At 59.3% G+C, this 15701-nt stretch carries 13 protein-coding genes; 7 read left to right on the forward strand and 6 right to left on the reverse strand.

All coding sequences use genetic code 11. The features are described 5' to 3' along the window. Positions 1 to 34 precede the first annotated feature (34 nt). The 3 genes from CFB10_RS22580 to CFB10_RS22590 form a co-directional block, all read right to left on the reverse strand. Positions 35 to 1324 (reverse strand): PotD/PotF family extracellular solute-binding protein, encoded by a 1290-nt coding sequence (locus tag CFB10_RS22580; RefSeq protein WP_026372408.1) that lies wholly within the window; start codon positions 1322 to 1324, stop codon positions 35 to 37. A 30-nt stretch (positions 1325 to 1354) separates the two neighbouring features. Further along, positions 1355 to 2440, reverse strand: coding sequence for an ABC transporter ATP-binding protein (locus tag CFB10_RS22585; RefSeq protein ID WP_026372409.1), 1086 nt, complete (start codon positions 2438 to 2440; stop codon positions 1355 to 1357). Between the two features lie 182 nt (positions 2441 to 2622). Continuing rightward, positions 2623 to 3603 carry a 3'-5' exonuclease gene (locus CFB10_RS22590; protein WP_026372410.1) on the reverse strand — a complete coding sequence of 327 codons (981 nt, stop codon included), beginning with the start codon at positions 3601 to 3603 and terminating at the stop codon, positions 2623 to 2625. Between the two features lie 190 nt (positions 3604 to 3793). Here CFB10_RS22590 and CFB10_RS22595 point away from each other — a divergent pair, with 190 nt between their 5' ends. Beyond that, entirely contained in the window at positions 3794 to 4696 is a 903-nt protein-coding gene (locus CFB10_RS22595) for a hypothetical protein (protein ID WP_026372411.1), read from the forward strand. A gap of 36 nt (positions 4697 to 4732) precedes the next feature. On the opposite strand, the gene CFB10_RS22600 is transcribed toward CFB10_RS22595, so the two are convergent. From CFB10_RS22600 to CFB10_RS22615, 3 genes are all read right to left on the reverse strand, one after another. Next, on the reverse strand, positions 4733 to 5146 hold the full coding sequence (locus CFB10_RS22600) for a hypothetical protein (RefSeq protein WP_026372412.1): 414 nt from the start codon (positions 5144 to 5146) through the stop codon (positions 4733 to 4735). Between the two features lie 167 nt (positions 5147 to 5313). Next, entirely contained in the window at positions 5314 to 6207 is an 894-nt protein-coding gene (locus CFB10_RS22605) for a transglycosylase SLT domain-containing protein (protein WP_026372413.1), read from the reverse strand. Positions 6208 to 6532: 325 nt separating this feature from the next. Continuing rightward, entirely contained in the window at positions 6533 to 8317 is a 1785-nt protein-coding gene (locus CFB10_RS22615) for a PAS domain-containing methyl-accepting chemotaxis protein (protein ID WP_026372414.1), read from the reverse strand. 475 nt (positions 8318 to 8792) lie between these two features. On the opposite strand from CFB10_RS22615, the gene CFB10_RS22620 reads away from it, so the two are divergent. The 6 genes from CFB10_RS22620 (at position 8793) to CFB10_RS22650 (ending at position 15634) form a co-directional block, all read left to right on the forward strand. Next, positions 8793 to 9272 carry a VOC family protein gene (locus CFB10_RS22620; protein ID WP_026372415.1) on the forward strand — a complete coding sequence of 160 codons (480 nt, stop codon included), beginning with the start codon at positions 8793 to 8795 and terminating at the stop codon, positions 9270 to 9272. Between the two features lie 248 nt (positions 9273 to 9520). Further along, the gene (locus CFB10_RS22625; protein ID WP_026372416.1) at positions 9521 to 10864 is read left to right on the forward strand and encodes an extracellular solute-binding protein; all 1344 of its coding nucleotides are present in this window, start codon (positions 9521 to 9523) and stop codon (positions 10862 to 10864) included. Positions 10865 to 10945: 81 nt separating this feature from the next. Continuing rightward, positions 10946 to 11836 carry a carbohydrate ABC transporter permease gene (locus CFB10_RS22630; protein WP_003508200.1) on the forward strand — a complete coding sequence of 297 codons (891 nt, stop codon included), beginning with the start codon at positions 10946 to 10948 and terminating at the stop codon, positions 11834 to 11836. A gap of 7 nt (positions 11837 to 11843) precedes the next feature. Further along, complete coding sequence (locus tag CFB10_RS22635; RefSeq protein WP_026372417.1) at positions 11844 to 12728, forward strand: ABC transporter permease subunit; 885 nt, start codon at positions 11844 to 11846, stop codon at positions 12726 to 12728. A 32-nt stretch (positions 12729 to 12760) separates the two neighbouring features. Continuing rightward, the gene (locus CFB10_RS22640; protein WP_026372418.1) at positions 12761 to 13882 is read left to right on the forward strand and encodes a sn-glycerol-3-phosphate import ATP-binding protein UgpC; all 1122 of its coding nucleotides are present in this window, start codon (positions 12761 to 12763) and stop codon (positions 13880 to 13882) included. Between the two features lie 423 nt (positions 13883 to 14305). Beyond that, positions 14306 to 15634 (forward strand): LLM class flavin-dependent oxidoreductase, encoded by a 1329-nt coding sequence (locus CFB10_RS22650; protein WP_026372420.1) that lies wholly within the window; start codon positions 14306 to 14308, stop codon positions 15632 to 15634. Positions 15635 to 15701 lie beyond the last annotated feature (67 nt).

Here is a 15701-nt window from a genome sequence, read left to right on the forward strand (position 1 = left end):
GACGATAAGCCGCCGCCAGTTCCGTCTGCATACATCAGGCCGCGATGAATTCGTTCCAGCGGCGGACCATGTAGCGGTCTTCGTCCATGACGGAGTTCCAGCACGCAACCTTGCCCATGCGCTCCTCGAAAGAGCCGCCATCGCGCACCGCGCCGGCCTTTTCCATGACCTTGCCGTCGGGCGCGATGATGTCGCCCTGCGCTGGCTTGCCTTCGACCCAGTAACCCCACTCGTCGGCGGACATGTGCTCCTTAGCCGTTTCCATGGCGGCGGAATAATAGCCCTGGCGGTTGAGGTAAGCGCCGACCCAGCCCGAGGTGTACCAGTTGATATATTCATAGGCCGCATCGAGTTTCGCGCCGGATAGATGCTTGGCGAGGCCGAGGCCGCCACCCCAGGAGCGATAACCCTCCTTCAGCGGCTGGTATTTGCAGGCGATGCCCTTGGAGCGGACCGCAGCAACCGCAGGCGACCACATGGACTGGATGATGACTTCGCCTGATGACATGAGGTTGACGCTTTCATCGAAGCTCTTCCAGAAGGCGCGGAACTGGCCGTCCTTCTTGGCCTTGATGAGGAAGTCGATGGTCTTGTCGATCTCCTCCTTGGTCATGTTGCCCTTGTCGGCATATTTGATGTTGCCCATGGCTTCCATGATCATGGCCGCATCCATGATGCCGATGGAGGGGATGTTGAGGATCGAGGTCTTGCCCTTGAACTTGGGGTCCATGATATCGGCCCAGCTGGTGATATCGCGGCCGACGAGATCGGGGCGGATGCCGAGCGTATCGGCATTGTAGATGGTCGGGACCATGGTGAAATAATCGGTCTCACCCTTGGCGAACTTCTTGTCGCCGGGCTTTTCGACGAAACCAACCGTGTGCGGGGCCGTGCCCTGCGCCACGACGCTGTCCGGCTTCAGCTTACCGTTTTTGAACAGCGGCACGATCTTGTCGTAATATTTGAGCTTCTTGATTTCCATCGGCTGGATGACGCCGGCGGGATAGACCTTCTTCAGGATCCAGTATTCGATATCGGCGATATCGTAGGAGTTCGGCTGGGTGACGGCGCGCTGGGCGGCAGCATCCGAATCCGTCGCCGTCATCTCGAGCGTGATGCCGAGATCGGCCTTGCACTTTTCGGCAATGGCGTTGAGGTTCGACACACCCGTGCCGAACTGGCGGATGGTAATGGGGTTCTGCGCCCAGATGGTCGGGAAGCCGGTGATGAGGCCGGAGCCGATTGCGGCGCCCGTGGCGGCAGCGCCCGCCTTCAGGAGGCCGCGGCGGGACAGGCCCATTTTGCTGTTGGTAGTATCTGTCATTTCAAAGTTCTCCTCTGGTTATTTTTGGGGTCACTTCTCTACCCGGCCGAGCACGATGGCATCGGCCGCATTCCATGAAAGCGGTATGGCGTCACCGGTCCTGACCGGATTTTCGAAGAAGGCGGCATCACTGAGGATGACGTTGAAATCCTCGATGCCCGCGCCGGTCACGGCGATTTTCACGCTCGCGCCGCGATATTCGACATTCGAGACGATGCCGGTGAAACCGAGCCCCGGCTGGTCTGCTTCGCCGACGCGGACGCGGTCGGTGCGCACGGCGATGTCGACTGCGCCGTCATCGGGGGCGACGCCGCTTGCTGTGAAAGTGCCGCCGCCCACCACTTCGAGCGTGACGAGATCATCTGATTTTTCCCGATGACGCCCGGAAATAACGTTGTGGTCGCCCATGAAACGGGCAACGAAGGCGGTGGCGGGACGCTCGAACACCTCGCGCGGGGTGGCTGACTGTTCGATACGGCCGTCATTCATGACGACGATGATATCGGCCAGCGCCATGGCCTCTTCCTGGCTGTGGGTGACGTGGACGAAGGTGATGCCGAGCGAGGTCTGCAGCTTCTTCAATTCGGCGCGCATGCGGATTTTGAGGAACGGATCGAGCGCCGAAAGCGGCTCGTCCAGCAGCAGCGCCTCGGGATCGGTGATGAGCGCACGCGCCAGCGCCACGCGCTGCTGCTGCCCGCCGGAAAGCTGGGCCGGACGCCTGCTGGCATAGGGCTCAAGCTGCATCAGCTGCAGCATTTCAAGCGCCTTCGCCCGGCGACCTTCCTTGTCCACACCCTTCATCTTGAGGCTGAAGGCGACATTGTCGACGAGATCGAGATGTGGAAACAGCGCATAGGACTGGAACATCATCGCCGTGCCGCGTCTGGCGGGCGGCAGATCGGTGACGACCACATTGCCGAGCCTGATGTCACCGCTGGAGATGCTCTCGTGGCCAGCAATCATCCTGAGCGTCGAGGTCTTGCCGCAGCCCGATGGGCCGAGCAGGCAGCAATAGCTCCCGGCCGGTATCTTGAGGCTAATCGCATGCACGGCGGTGGTGTTGCCGTAAATCTTCGATACGGAAGCGATGTCGATTGCTGCGGCTTTGCTCATAAACACTCTCCTGCGACGTCTTTGTCATGCAGGAGGCGTGCCAATCGGCTTAGCCATTGATGTAAAATGATATTTTTCTGCGCACCCGAAATCCGTGTGCGGACCTGCCCAATTTTACATCGATTGTTTTCGATTCATTGCAGAAATTGTATGCAATCTGAAAAGCCGAAATACCCCGTGTTTCAGCCGGCCTTGAACCTGTCGAAAGCGGTGAGATATTTGACTGTGGGGTCGGCATCCCAGCGGTAGATTTCGGTCCGCAGGAAATGCAGTTCCTCTTCGAGCTTTTCCTCCGGCAGTTCCACCCACCAGGATTTCGGCCGGCCATCGGAACCGTCGGACCAGCGATAACCCCGCTTTTTCAGATGATCCTTCATGTCGAAGGGGCTGTTTTCCGCGTAGATGCGCACCCTTGACCGCTGGCTCGCCTCACGGAGTTCGGCAAATGGCCTGCTGCTCTGGCCGGGGCGCGTCTGCTCCAGCACTTCCAGCAAGGCAAAACAATCGTCCACCGCGCGATGGCCGTCGTGGAAATAACCTGACTGTCCGATCAGATAACCAAGCTTGTTGCCCTCGAAACCACGCACACGCCAGTCTATTTCCGAAACCGAGCACGCCCATGCCTTGTTGCGGAAGATTGGCGAGAAGGCCTCGCAAAATGGGCGGTCGAAACCCGCATTGTGCGCGACGATCAAATCAGCATCGGCAATGAGGGAAGTCAGCCGCGCCATGTCGATCGACTGTCCCGCAACCATCTCGTCGGTAATCCCGGTCAGGCGGGTGATTTCTTCGGGAATGGCAATAGCAGGCTGCCGCAACCCGCCATAGATGCCGGTGACATCGCCGATCGCGCCGTTATCGTCGAATGTGAAGGTGATGACGCCGATTTCGATGATCTCGTCCGTGCGATGGTCGAGGCCCGTCGTTTCCGTATCGAGGATGACGCCCTGGCGGGGAAAATCCGGCCTTGGCCGGTCGACGACCGCGCGCGGCTGCAGCCGGCGCAGGACACGATAATTGCCGGTGGATTCAAGATATCCGGCAAGGGCCTCATCGTCCGTAGCGATCTTTTGGGTCGTTTCGCGACCACCCGCTTTTCGCCCTCTTTCAGCCTGCGGAAGCCGCGCTGACGCGGAAGCGAAAAAATCCAACTGGGAGGTCATTATGCGCCTGTCCGCCTTGCCCGCAAATCAAGATTAAGTACTCCAACATATGCGCACAGGCTCACAGTAACAACAGCGGTCACTCTCATCCACAGGAACGGGATATATCACGGGGTACAGTTAAGGGTTGCGGCTTCAATTTACGATGGTAAAAAAACACACCGTTCCCGTGTTTCAGGAGAGAAGAAGAATGCCGCTTCCATCACCTTCCAACCCGAAAACGCTTGCCGACCAGGGCCAGTTGAAGCTCTTTCCGCTGCAAAGCGGCCCGCATTTCGCCAATATCGGCCTGAACAACGGGGCGAGCGGCATTGTTTTTACGGGCTACACGCGCGATGCCAGTCTCGACAATGAAGCCTTCTCCTGCTGCGGCAGCTACACCCTGCGCAATTCCGTCCACGCCGCGATTGCCGGCACGACCAGCGATAATTGCACGGTCTTTGCCCTGAAGAGCATCATCAACCAGCGCCCCTGCCTCGCGGTCGGGAAATTCGACCCCGATGGCAAGCCGGTGGAATTGTCGAAGTCGGAGTTTGATCAGGTCACCAAACCCCTGTTCCAGTTCGCGGACAAGGTTTCGCCGATCCTCGGCAGCGAGCCGGCGCCGGGTATCCAGATCCGCAGCGGCGACGCCTCCTATAATTATCAGGTGGATGCGCGCAGCGGCCGCTTCCGCTTCACCTATAAGGACGCCATGAACGGCGGGCGTTTCGGACCTTCGGCCGACGGCAATTTCTCTCTCGAACATGACGGTCATCGCCTCGCCAGAATAAGTGCCGGCGGCAGCTACAGCAGTTCGGACAATTCGATTGCCGCCTCGGCCTATCGCGACATCGATTCCCGCGGCTTCGAAACGACGGTGCGCAGCGGCCAGGCTTCCGCCATGTTCGGAAGAACCTACACGGAAAACGCCATTACCCGCAAAATGGGCGTCGGTTACGGCAACACCTCGTTCCGACGCGAGGACACACCGGGCGGAACGATCAAGGAAAGCCTCGGGCACAAGCTGGACAAGGTCACACTTGAAGTATCCCGCACGCGCGACCGGGCGAAGGGCACCGAATATATGCTCACCATCAAGATGGAGCTCTGAGGCACTCGGCAACCGCAGCGGCTGCGACGGACCTTCTCAGGAGGCTGGACGATTGAGAAGCGTCTCGCAGTTGGCGGGATTGCCGATGATCTCACTCGTCTTGATAGTTGAGGCGGCATTCGCGGTGATCTTGATGATGCAGTCGCGGCGATGTTCCTTGATCTTCATGCCTTCGGTTTCCGAGACCCGCGACTGCCCGTCCACGTTCCTGACTTCGCGCCTGTTGCTGAGGCCGGCATAGGTCTCCACATCGACCTTCAGCCAGTAGGATTCGGTTTCGCCGTTTTCGATGATGACCTTGTTCGGGCGGCCAAGCCGGGCGATTGCGGCGTCACGCGGCTGTCCCACGAAACTTGCGACGGTGCGGGAGACCTGCGTCTCCCCGGCGCTGGTGCACGCCGCAACGACGACCAGAACGGCCGCCAGACATCCGGTTTCAAACCATTTCATTTCCAGATCATTCCCCACACATGCAGCCGACCCCTGTCGGCCAGCATTCGCGGCAAATCTATGCACGATCATTCCCCCCTGAAAGATGGGACGGCCTTCAAGCCGATCAACTTGTTATGATCAGCCTTGTCGCGGGAGGAAGACTTATCGGTCCGACGCGGCCGTTTTTACCGGTTGCGGAACACGGTGCAGGGAACGCCCGCTCGCCGGATATCGCCACAAAGGGTGTTGGCTTCGGCTCTGGTTTCGCGGCCGATGCGGGCGGCATAACGCGGGCGCGACCCGAAGTTTCCACCCCGCTGCCGCACGATCAGCGCCCTTTCGGCATTCAGCGGTTGCGAAAGCTGCAGGATCGCCCGGGTGAAAAGCCGGTTCGCTACAGCAGGATTATAATGCGCCGCAAGCTGCACGCCCCAGGGCGCCCAGTCTGCTGATGCAATGAGGACGGGATCGTTCATGGTGCGGGTGTCTGCGAGACGCACGCATGCATCGAGGAAAGGCCGGCTGTCATTCAGTGCCGGCGCCGCCTTGTCCGGCGGGTTGTCCTTCCAGGTTTCCACCGGATAACCGGTGATCGCAAACACATAATCCCGGGTTTCGGTCGGCAGGCGACCGTTGGCGATGAAGTTCCGCAAGCCCGCCTCCCCCGCATTATAGGCTGCGGCGGCAAGACCGAAATTACCGAACTGCACATTCAATTCGGAGAGATACCGGGAAGACGCTTCAAGCGCGGCGATGATGTTGAAACTGTCGTCAAGACCGCGCAGCCGCGCCGTTCCCGGCATGAACTGGGCAATGCCCTCCGCGCCCTTCGGGCTGACCGCACTCGCCCGGAACAGGCTTTCCCGCCAGATCAGCCGGGCGAAATAATCAGGCGGAACAGCATGGCGGGCGGCAAGGACCTCAATGGCGTGGCAAAGATCTTTATTGTAACTGCCGACATTGATGCACAGGTCCGGCGCGACATCATGGGTATAGGCGCAGGCGGCTTTTTCCCCGGCGGGCTCTTCGGCTTGCGCCGCGCCGAAGGCTGCGGTCAGCAGACACAGGGCAAGAGCCACGCGGCTTGTCGATATCCCTGCCAAGCGAAAGTCCCCGAAAACTCCAAACGCGATGTGCCGATTATCGGCCAATCCGGAAGATATGCCCAGCTTTCCGGCTTGTCATCACGTATCGAACACCGAATGGACTGGCGTGATCGGATGGGGCGCAGACGGCGGGCAGCGCCTTTCAAGTCAGTAATGGAGGATCAACATTCTGTCGACGTCATCCTCGGCCCTGTGCCGAGGATCTAATCACGTCGAATAAAATCAATACGTTGCAGATCCTCGGGACAAGCCCGAGGATGACGTTGGCGTGATTGGCTCGGCTTGCTGAGGCCTCACCCTAAAAGTCCTGCCACTCCTCATGCTTGACGGCAACCGCAGCGGAACCGCGCGCCGTAAGCGGGCGGGATGCGCTGCGATGCGAGCTCACCGGCGCGGATTGCTGCTCAAAGCCGCCCCGCGCCGGGGCTGTGTATCGCGTCGCGTCGTCGAACCGGAATTGCCCGAGAAGCTCGAACAGGGCGGCCGCTTCCCGCGCAAGGCTGTGGCTTGCGGCGGTCTGTTCCTCCACCATGGCGGCATTCTGCTGGGTGCCCTGATCGACGGTGTTGACCGCCTGATTGATTTCCGCAAGCGCCGTCGACTGTTCCCGCGCGGCATCGACAATCGCCACGACATTGGTGTTGATATCCCGCACCTGCTCGGCAATTTCCTGCAGCGCCGAGCCAGCCCTGGTAACAAGACCGACGCCGTTTTCCACCTGCGCGCCGGAGGCATTGATCAGGCTCTTTATTTCCTTTGCGGCCGTTGCGGAACGCTGCGCGAGTTCGCGAACCTCCTGCGCAACCACGGCAAAACCCTTGCCCGCCTCGCCTGCGCGGGCTGCTTCCACGCCGGCATTCAGCGCCAGAAGGTTGGTCTGGAACGCGATCTCATCGATCACGCCGATAATGTTGGAGATTTCGCGCGATGATTTTTCGATCTGGTCCATGGCGCCGATCGCATCGCGCACCACCTGGCCCGAATGTTCCGCATGGTCACGAGCGCGGGTGACGATCTTGCCCGCCTCTTCCGCGCGGCGGCTTGAATCATTGACGGCAGTGGTAATCTCTTCCAGCGCGGCTGCCGTTTGCTCGATGGAGGCGGCCTGCTGTTCGGTGCGCCGGGCGAGATCATCGGCGGCGGACCTGATCTCGTTGGAACCGGAAGAAATCGCGCCGGCATTTTCAGACACCAGCGTCATGGCCCTTTTGAGCTTTTCCGACGCTGCGTTGAAATCGGTGCGCAATCTTTCAAGCGAGGGGATGAAAGGTTTATCGATGTTCTGGGCAAGATCGCCCTCGGCCAGATCGGTAAGGCATTGTGCGAGTTTTTCGACATTTTCGACGCGGCCGGTGACATCGGTCGCGAATTTGACGACCTTGAACACCTTGCCGTTCAGATCGAAGATCGGGTTATAGGACGCCTGAATGAAGACCTTGCGGCCGCCCTTGCCAAGCCGCATGAACTCGTCCGCAACGAGATCGCCGCCGGCCAGCCGCTTCCAGAACTGCTTATATTGCGGCGACTGCGTATAGGCCGGTTCGCAGAACATGGAATGATGCCTGCCCTGCACTTCCGCCAGCGAATATCCCAGCGCCGCCAGAAAATTCTCGTTCGCAGTCAGAACCTCTCCATCAGGGGAGAATTCGATGATGGCCTGCGCCCGTGACAGGGCGTCGATCTTGCCCGCATCTTCCGCCACCTTCAGCTTGCGATCGGTGATATCGGTGGCGATCTTGACGACTTTCACCGGCTTGCCGCGACGAAACACCGGATTGTAGGATGCCTCGATCCAGACTTCCCGGCCGCCCTTGCCGATGCGCTTATATTGCTGCTGATCGAATTGGCCGGCCGATAGCTTGGACCAGAAGGCCTTGTAATCCTGAGAAGACACGACGGAGGGCTCCACGAACATGCTGTGGTGCCTGCCGACAATTTCCGAAAGCTCATAACCGAGCGCCCGACAGAAATTCTCATTGGCGGTAAGAATCTTTCCCGAAAGGTCGAATTCTATGATGGCCTGCGATTTGGAAAGCGCGGCGAGAACCGCGACAGCATTGGCACCACGATCAAGAATACTCACGCGCAATCCTCCGATAAAAAGGAATGTTTCCATCCAAAATTATTCACAAATATTATGATTTCATTCTTAAATAATATTTAATGATAATATTGATTTTCGTCAGATACATTGAATGGCTCAGAAAAATTTCCGTTCGCTGGCCTTCCTTTCATGCCTGTGCCCTTGGCCGAAGTCACGACGATGCAATAGTTCTATCGTTACTTTACGTCCGAGCCGGGGACTTGCTTTCCGTAGAGATCGCAAGACCCGGCAATGCATCGGGAAGACACAATTGATTTGACGACCGTGTTTGCGGTGCGCGCCTGTACCCGCGGATTTTATGGCTGACGGCCCCATTGACGCTGGCTTTAGCGGTGATCGATGCAGCGTTTTCGGAACGTTTGCGCCGCGGCTGCATTTTATGCCTGATCGGGAACTGGCAATAGGCAAGCAAGTTGCCCGGCGGCAGGGGGGACGATTTCAACTAGGGAGGATTATGCAGGTGGAAAAGAACACGATCTGTATCTGGTACGACAAGGATGCGGAAGCAGCCGCCAGATTTTATGCCGAGACCTTTCCGGACAGCGCGGTAACCGCCGTCCACCATGCGCCGAGCGATTATCCGTCCGGCAAGAAGGGAGATGCGCTGATGGTGCAGTTCACCGTTGCAGGCGTCTCCTGCATCGGCCTCAATGGCGGACCGGCCTTCAAACAGAGCGAGGCTTTTTCGTTCCAGATATCGACCGAAGACCAGGAAGAAACCGACCGTTACTGGAACGCCATCGTCGGCAATGGCGGTGAAGAAAGCGCCTGCGGCTGGTGCAAGGACAGATGGGGCGTCTCCTGGCAGATTACGCCGCGCGTGCTGATGGACGCCATGGCCGCCGGCGGCGCGGAAGCCAAGCGCGCCTTCGAGGCGATGATGGATATGAAGAAAATCGACGTCGCCACCATCGAGGCCGCACGCCGCGGTTGACTTTCGAGAACCGTTCAGCAGCAGGTAGTAAAACGGGCCGAAAACGTAAACCGATTGATAAATAAGGATAAATCCAGATTTTTCGGCTTTTCCGCCGCGCAGATTGGGCTGCGCGGCCAGTCATCATAAAATGTTCAACAAAATGTAAGCGATCCGTCAAAGACGGCTGTTAGCAGAGCCCGTGGCTACGTGCCGGGGACATGAGGTCCTTGCCGAGCAGGCCATCATTCCATCAACGGGGCTAACTCATGAAATCTTCCGCTCTGACTTCCTTCGTGGCCGGCGTCGCCATCGCCGCCGCCTTCGGCGCCACGGCCGCCCAGGCAGAAAAGACCAAGTTCGAATTCTGGTACGGCCTTTCCGGTGATCTTGGTGACCGCGTCCAGGAAACCTGCAAGAAGTTCAACGATTCCCAGGCCGAATTCGAGATCGTCTGCACCTCGCAGAACGATTACGAATCCACCCTGCAGAACACCATTGCCGCCTACCGCGCCAAGAAGCAGCCAGCCATCACCCAGATTTATGACGCCGGCACGCTGGACATGATGCTGTCCAAGGCTTTCGTTCCCGCCAAGAAGCTGATGGCCGACAATGGCTACAAGATCGACTGGAACAATTATTTCCCCGGCATCGCCAATTATTACGCCACGGCCGCCGGTGAGCTGAACTCGTTCCCCTACAACTCCTCCACGGCTGTCTTCTATTACAATGTCGACGCTTTCGAAAAAGCCGGCATCACCTTCAAACCCGACACCTGGGAGCAGGTTGAAGAAGCTTCCAAGAAGCTGAAGGCTGCCGGTTTCGAATGCCCGCTCGCCTTCAACTTCGACACCTGGATGCTGATGGAGCAGTTCTCCGCCATCCACAACCAGCCGATCGCCACCAAGGGCAACGGCTATCAGGGTCTCGACGCGGAACTGACGATCAACAAGACCAAGTTCGTCGATCAGGTCAAATTCTTCAAGAAGATGCAGGACGAGAAGCTGTTCGTCGTCAAGACCAAGCAGCTTGGCATGGACATCCTGCCGGCCTTCACCTCGCAGACCTGCCAGATGTTCATGTCCTCGATCGCCAGCCACGGCACCGTCGGCAAGGCCATGCCTGAAGGCGTAAAGTGGGACGTCGCCATGCTGCCGATCTGGAAGGGCGCGGAACGTCACAACTCGCTGGTCGGCGGCGCTTCGCTGTGGGTCATGGCCGGTCGTCCGGACGCCGAATACAAGGGTGCAGCCGCATTCCTCAACTTCATCGCCCAGCCTGCTATGGTTGAGTGGTGGTCGACCGTCACCGGCTACATCCCGGTCACCAAGACCGGCTTCGACGCCATGAAGGCCAATGGTTTCTACGACAAGGCTCCCTATAAGGGCCGCGAAAAGGCGATCGAGAGCCTGACGTTTACGCCGCCTTCCGAATATACCCGCGGTATCCGCCTCGGCGGTTTCACGCAGATCCGCAAGGAAGTCGCCACTTCGCTCGAAGCCATCTTCATGCAGAACGCCGATATCCAGGCTGAACTCGACAAGGCCGTCGAGCGCTCCAACACCGGTCTGCGCCGCTTCGAAAAGACCTATGAAGGCGCCAAGCTGAACTAAGCGCTCTTTCATCGCTCTCAGAAGCCTGTCCGGACGATCTCCGGGCAGGCCCGCCGAAATCTCGAACATTGCCGGACTCCAATGGAAAAGCGTACCGTCTTCAAAAGCACGTGGCTGCCTGTGCTCTTCGCCCTGCCGCAGTTCCTGCTCATCCTTCTGTTCTTCTATTGGCCGGTTGCGGCTGTGCTGAACTGGGCATTCACCCTGGAGCCGCCCTTTGGCGGCCAGGCGGAATTTGTCGGCCTAGCCAATTTCGTTGAAACCTTCGGCGATCCGCTTTATTGGCAATCGATCCTCACGAGCCTGATCTTTGCGATCGCCGGTCCGTTTTTCGCGATCCTCATCGGCCTCGTGCTCGCCCTTGCAGTCGACCGCCAGCTTCCCGGCTCCGGCTTTTTCCGGGTGCTTTATATCCTGCCTTATGCGATTGCCGGTCCCGCCGCCGGCATGGCCTTCCGCTTCATCCTGTCGCCGGAACGCGGTCTCGCCGCATCGCTGAATTCCTGGTGGCCGGATATCTGGAACCCGGCCAAATACGGCGAACACGCGCTCATCCTCGTCATCGTCATCTTCATCTGGAAATGGGCGGGTTACACCTTCATCTTCCTGTTCGCCGGCCTGCAATCCGTGCCGCGTTCGCTGACGGAGGCCGCCGCCATGGACGGCTCCGGGCCCATTCGCCGCGCCATCGACATTCAGGTGCCGCTGCTCGCGCCGACCCTGTTCTTCCTGACCGTGATCATGATGACCGAGGGTTTCGTCGGCGCCGATACGTTCGGCATCGTCGCCTCCACCACCGAGGGCGGCCCCAACCACGCCACCGAAGTGATGGTCTATCGCATCGTCAGCGAAGCCTTCGAGGGGCTGAACTATTCCGGCGCCTCGGCGCAGAGCCTCGTCCTCATCGGCCTCATCATGGTCTTCACCTTCATCCAGTTCCGCTTTGTCGAGCGGCAAGTCCATTACAAGTGAGGCGGCCATGATCCAGCGCACCCCTTACGCCGACGCCCTGACCTATGCGATCATGGCGGCCGGCCTCCTCCTGCTCATCGGCCCCTTCATCGTTGTTATTTCCGGCGCCAGCCAGACGGTCCAGCAGGTCAACAGCGTCCCCTTCAGCTTCATGCCGCAGGGCGAATTCTTCACCAATGCGCAGGCTGCCTGGCAACGCGCCAATCTCGGCAACGCCCTCCTCAACAGCATCATCATGGCGACGCTGGTCACCATCGGCAAGGTAGCCCTTTCGGCCTTCACCGCCTTTGCGATCGTGTTCTTCCGCTCGCCGCTCAAACACCTGTTCTTCTGGACGGTGTTCATCACGCTGATGCTGCCGCTCGAAGTGCGCGTGGTGCCGACCTATTCGGTCGCCGCCGATCTTTTCCAGCCGTTCCGCTCGATTCTCGGTCTGTTCGGCATCGAGGTCACGCTGGAATGGAACCTCCTCAACTCCTATGCCGGCCTTACTTTGCCACTGATCGCCACCGCAACCGGCACCTTTCTCTACCGGCAGTTCTTCATGACGATACCGGACGAGCTGGCGGAGGCCGCGCGCATGGACGGTTCGGGCGCGGCGCGTTTCTTCGTGGACATGCTGCTGCCGCTGTCGCGCACCAACATGCTGGCGCTCACCACCATCATGTTCGTTTATGCCTGGAACCAGTATCTCTGGCCGCTCCTGATGGTCACGGACCCGTCCTACAAGACGGTGATGATGTCGCTCCGCGCGCTTTTGCCCGCCGATGACGGCACGCCGGACTGGAACGTCACGCTGGCTGGCTCCCTCATCATCATTCTGCCGCCGCTTCTCGTCGTGGCCTTCCTGCAACGCTGGTTCGTCCGCGGCCTCGTCTCGTCCGACAAGTAACAGCGCGGCTCTCAACAACAAGGTTTTCTATCATGGCTCAGATCGATATTCGTCAGGTTCGTAAATCCTACGGCAAGACGCCCACCCTGCACGGCGTGGACCTCTCTTTCGACTCCGGCGAATTCGTCGTCATCCTCGGCCCCTCCGGCTGCGGCAAATCCACGCTGCTGCGCATGATCGCCGGTCTGGAGGACATCACCTCGGGCGAAATCGCCATTGGCGGCCGCGTGGTCAACACGCTGGAGCCGCGTGAACGCGGCTGCGCCATGGTGTTCCAGAATTACGCGCTTTATCCGCATATGTCGGTGGCCGGCAATATCGGCTATGCGCTGAAGGTTGCCGGTGTTCCCAAGGCCGAACGCCAGCGCCGCATCGAGGAAACCGCAAAGATCGTCGGCCTTTCCGATTATCTGGAGCGCAAGCCGGCCGCCCTTTCCGGCGGCCAGCGCCAGCGTGTCGCCATGGCCCGCGCCATCATCCGTGAACCTGCCGTGTTTCTTTTCGACGAGCCGCTCTCCAACCTCGACGCCAAGCTGCGTGTGACCATGCGCGCGGAAATCCGCAAGCTGCACCAGCGCCTCTCCGCCACATCCGTCTTCGTCACCCATGATCAGGTGGAGGCCATGACGCTGGCCGACCGGCTGGTGGTGATGAACAAGGGCAATGTCGAGCAGGTCGGCCATCCCCTGGATATCTATCACCGCCCGGCCAGCACCTTCGTGGCGTCCTTCATCGGCTCGCCGGCCATGAACCTGTTTGCCACAAGGGTGGAGGTGGAATCCCCTGCCGTGATGCTGGATGGCACACCGGTGAAACTCTTCCCCGAAACCGCACTGGAACTGCGCGGCCGCGACGTGACTGTCGGCATCCGCCCGGAACAATGCGTGGTCAGCACGGAAGGCGCGGGCGTACCGGCTATCGTGGATTTCGTCGAAGAACTGGGCTCCGGCCGCATCGTCCATGCCAATATCGCCGGCGAGACCTTCTCCGCCGCCATCGGTGAAGACCTCTCGGTAAAACCCGGCCAGCGCGTCCAGCTGGACTTCCCCACCGCCCACCTTCATTTCTTCGATCCCGCCACCGGCAAGCGTATCGAAACGGAGGGCGCCATCGAAACCACCCGTATCGGGAATGAGAAACTGCTGGCGGTTTAAGCGCCGCGCAAAATGCTCCGGTGCGGATTTGGATAGTCCGTCCGCACCGGCTCCTGCATCGAGGTAATCTTGGCGCCTTACGGCTGATCAAACCAGATAAATTACATCAGGAAATTCAGCCAATATTCTGATTTTTATACACTTAATAAAACTTATTCATCAGAAAGATGGTTGCCGCCATCCGTCTTACTGCGGCCGCTCCGCTGTTACACTTCGAAGATGACCGAGCGGCTGTCGCCATGGGATCATCGCCAAATGCAGAATTTCAGCAAAAATCTTTCGGTTCGGAAATCATAATCGGAATAGTCTTTGCCGCGTCGATCCTCCGGCAGGGATATCGTCGCGACGAGCAAAGGCCTGTCTGCATTTAAAGCCATCAGCAATACGCCGCGCAAGCCGAGAACATCAACGAAAGCGAATCCCATGGCAAATGATCGCAAACTGCATCTCGGCGCCTTCATGCGGCCCGTCAGTCTCCACACGGGTGCATGGCGTTATCCGGGCGCCTTTCCGGATGCGAATTTCAATTTCGCCCATCTCGCGCGTTTCGCACAACAGCTCGAGGCCGCGAAATTCGATGCATTCTTCATGGCGGATCATCTGGCGGTGTTGAACATGCCCACGGAGGCATTGCGCCGCAGCCACACCGTCACCTCCTTTGAGCCCTTCACCCTGCTTTCGGCGCTTGCCGCCGTCACCTCCCGCATCGGGCTGGTCGCCACCGCCTCCACCACATTCGATGAGCCATATCATGTGGCCCGGCGTTTCGCCTCGCTCGATCACCTCAGCAACGGCCGCGCCGGCTGGAACATCGTCACCACGTCAAATCCCGACGCAGCCCGGAATTTCGGCCGCGAGGAGCAGCCTGACCATGCCGAGCGCTATGGCCGTGCGCGGGAATTTTACGATGTCGTCACCGGCCTCTGGGATTCCTTTTCGGACGACGCCTTTATCCGGGATGTCGATAGCGGGCTGTTCTTCGATCCGGAAAAAATGCATGTGCTTGATCACAAGGGACCTGAATTTTCCGTGCGCGGACCGCTCAACATCGCACGTCCGGTGCAGGGTTGGCCCGTCATCGTGCAGGCCGGCGCATCGGAGCCGGGACGTCAGCTTGCCGCCGAAACCGCGGAGGTCGTTTTTGCCGCAACACCCACGCTTGCGGCAGGAAAGGCCTTTTATAAGGACGTCAAGGACAGGACCGTCGCAGCGGGTCGTTCCCGCGACGGAATTGTCATCCTGCCCGGCGCTTTCGTTCTCGTGGGTGAAAGTGTGGAAGAGGCCAAGGCCAAACGCACCAAACTCGACAGCCTTGTCCACTATGACAGCGCCGTCGCCTCGCTTTCGATTGCGCTTGGCCATGATGTTTCGGCTTTCGATCCAGATGGCCCACTGCCTGATATTCCCGAGACGAACGCCAGCAAATCCAGCCGTGAAAGGGTGATCGAGCTCGCCCGAAGCGAAGGCTTGACGGTGCGCCAGCTTGCCCAGCGGCTGGGCGGCTATGCGGGTCTAGCCTTCGTCGGTACGCCGAAGACCATCGCCGACGAAATGGAGCAATGGCTCCACGAAGAGGGCTCGGACGGTTTCAATGTCACCTTCCCTTTCCTGCCTGCCGGCCTTGACGGCTTCACGACGCAGGTGGTGCCGGAACTGCAAAGGCGCGGGCTGTTCCGCAAGGACTATGAGGGGCCGACATTGCGCGACCATCTTGGTCTGCAACGGCCGGCCAATCGTTTTTTCCCTGAATAACGCGCCGTCGCGCCGATCCCGCTCGCGGTAGGGAGATTTTCCACGCCGGTCGCAAAGTTTGGCATGG

It is taken from the genome of Agrobacterium sp. 719_389, from assembly GCF_900188475.1.
GTDB lineage: Bacteria > Pseudomonadota > Alphaproteobacteria > Rhizobiales > Rhizobiaceae > Agrobacterium > Agrobacterium radiobacter.

What these genes read in the sequence shown, in the direction of transcription:
- CFB10_RS22580 (WP_026372408.1), bottom strand. Translation starts at nt 1,324, where the DNA reads ATGACAGATACTACCAACAGCAAAATGGGCCTGTCCCGCCGCGGCCTC.
- CFB10_RS22595 (WP_026372411.1), top strand. Translation starts at nt 3,794, where the DNA reads ATGCCGCTTCCATCACCTTCCAACCCGAAAACGCTTGCCGACCAGGGC.
- CFB10_RS22630 (WP_003508200.1), top strand. Translation starts at nt 10,946, where the DNA reads ATGGAAAAGCGTACCGTCTTCAAAAGCACGTGGCTGCCTGTGCTCTTC.
- CFB10_RS22620 (WP_026372415.1), top strand. Translation starts at nt 8,793, where the DNA reads ATGCAGGTGGAAAAGAACACGATCTGTATCTGGTACGACAAGGATGCG.
- CFB10_RS22625 (WP_026372416.1), top strand. Translation starts at nt 9,521, where the DNA reads ATGAAATCTTCCGCTCTGACTTCCTTCGTGGCCGGCGTCGCCATCGCC.
- CFB10_RS22650 (WP_026372420.1), top strand. Translation starts at nt 14,306, where the DNA reads ATGGCAAATGATCGCAAACTGCATCTCGGCGCCTTCATGCGGCCCGTC.
- CFB10_RS22585 (WP_026372409.1), bottom strand. Translation starts at nt 2,440, where the DNA reads ATGAGCAAAGCCGCAGCAATCGACATCGCTTCCGTATCGAAGATTTAC.
- CFB10_RS22600 (WP_026372412.1), bottom strand. Translation starts at nt 5,146, where the DNA reads ATGAAATGGTTTGAAACCGGATGTCTGGCGGCCGTTCTGGTCGTCGTT.
- CFB10_RS22635 (WP_026372417.1), top strand. Translation starts at nt 11,844, where the DNA reads ATGATCCAGCGCACCCCTTACGCCGACGCCCTGACCTATGCGATCATG.
- CFB10_RS22590 (WP_026372410.1), bottom strand. Translation starts at nt 3,603, where the DNA reads ATGACCTCCCAGTTGGATTTTTTCGCTTCCGCGTCAGCGCGGCTTCCG.
- CFB10_RS22640 (WP_026372418.1), top strand. Translation starts at nt 12,761, where the DNA reads ATGGCTCAGATCGATATTCGTCAGGTTCGTAAATCCTACGGCAAGACG.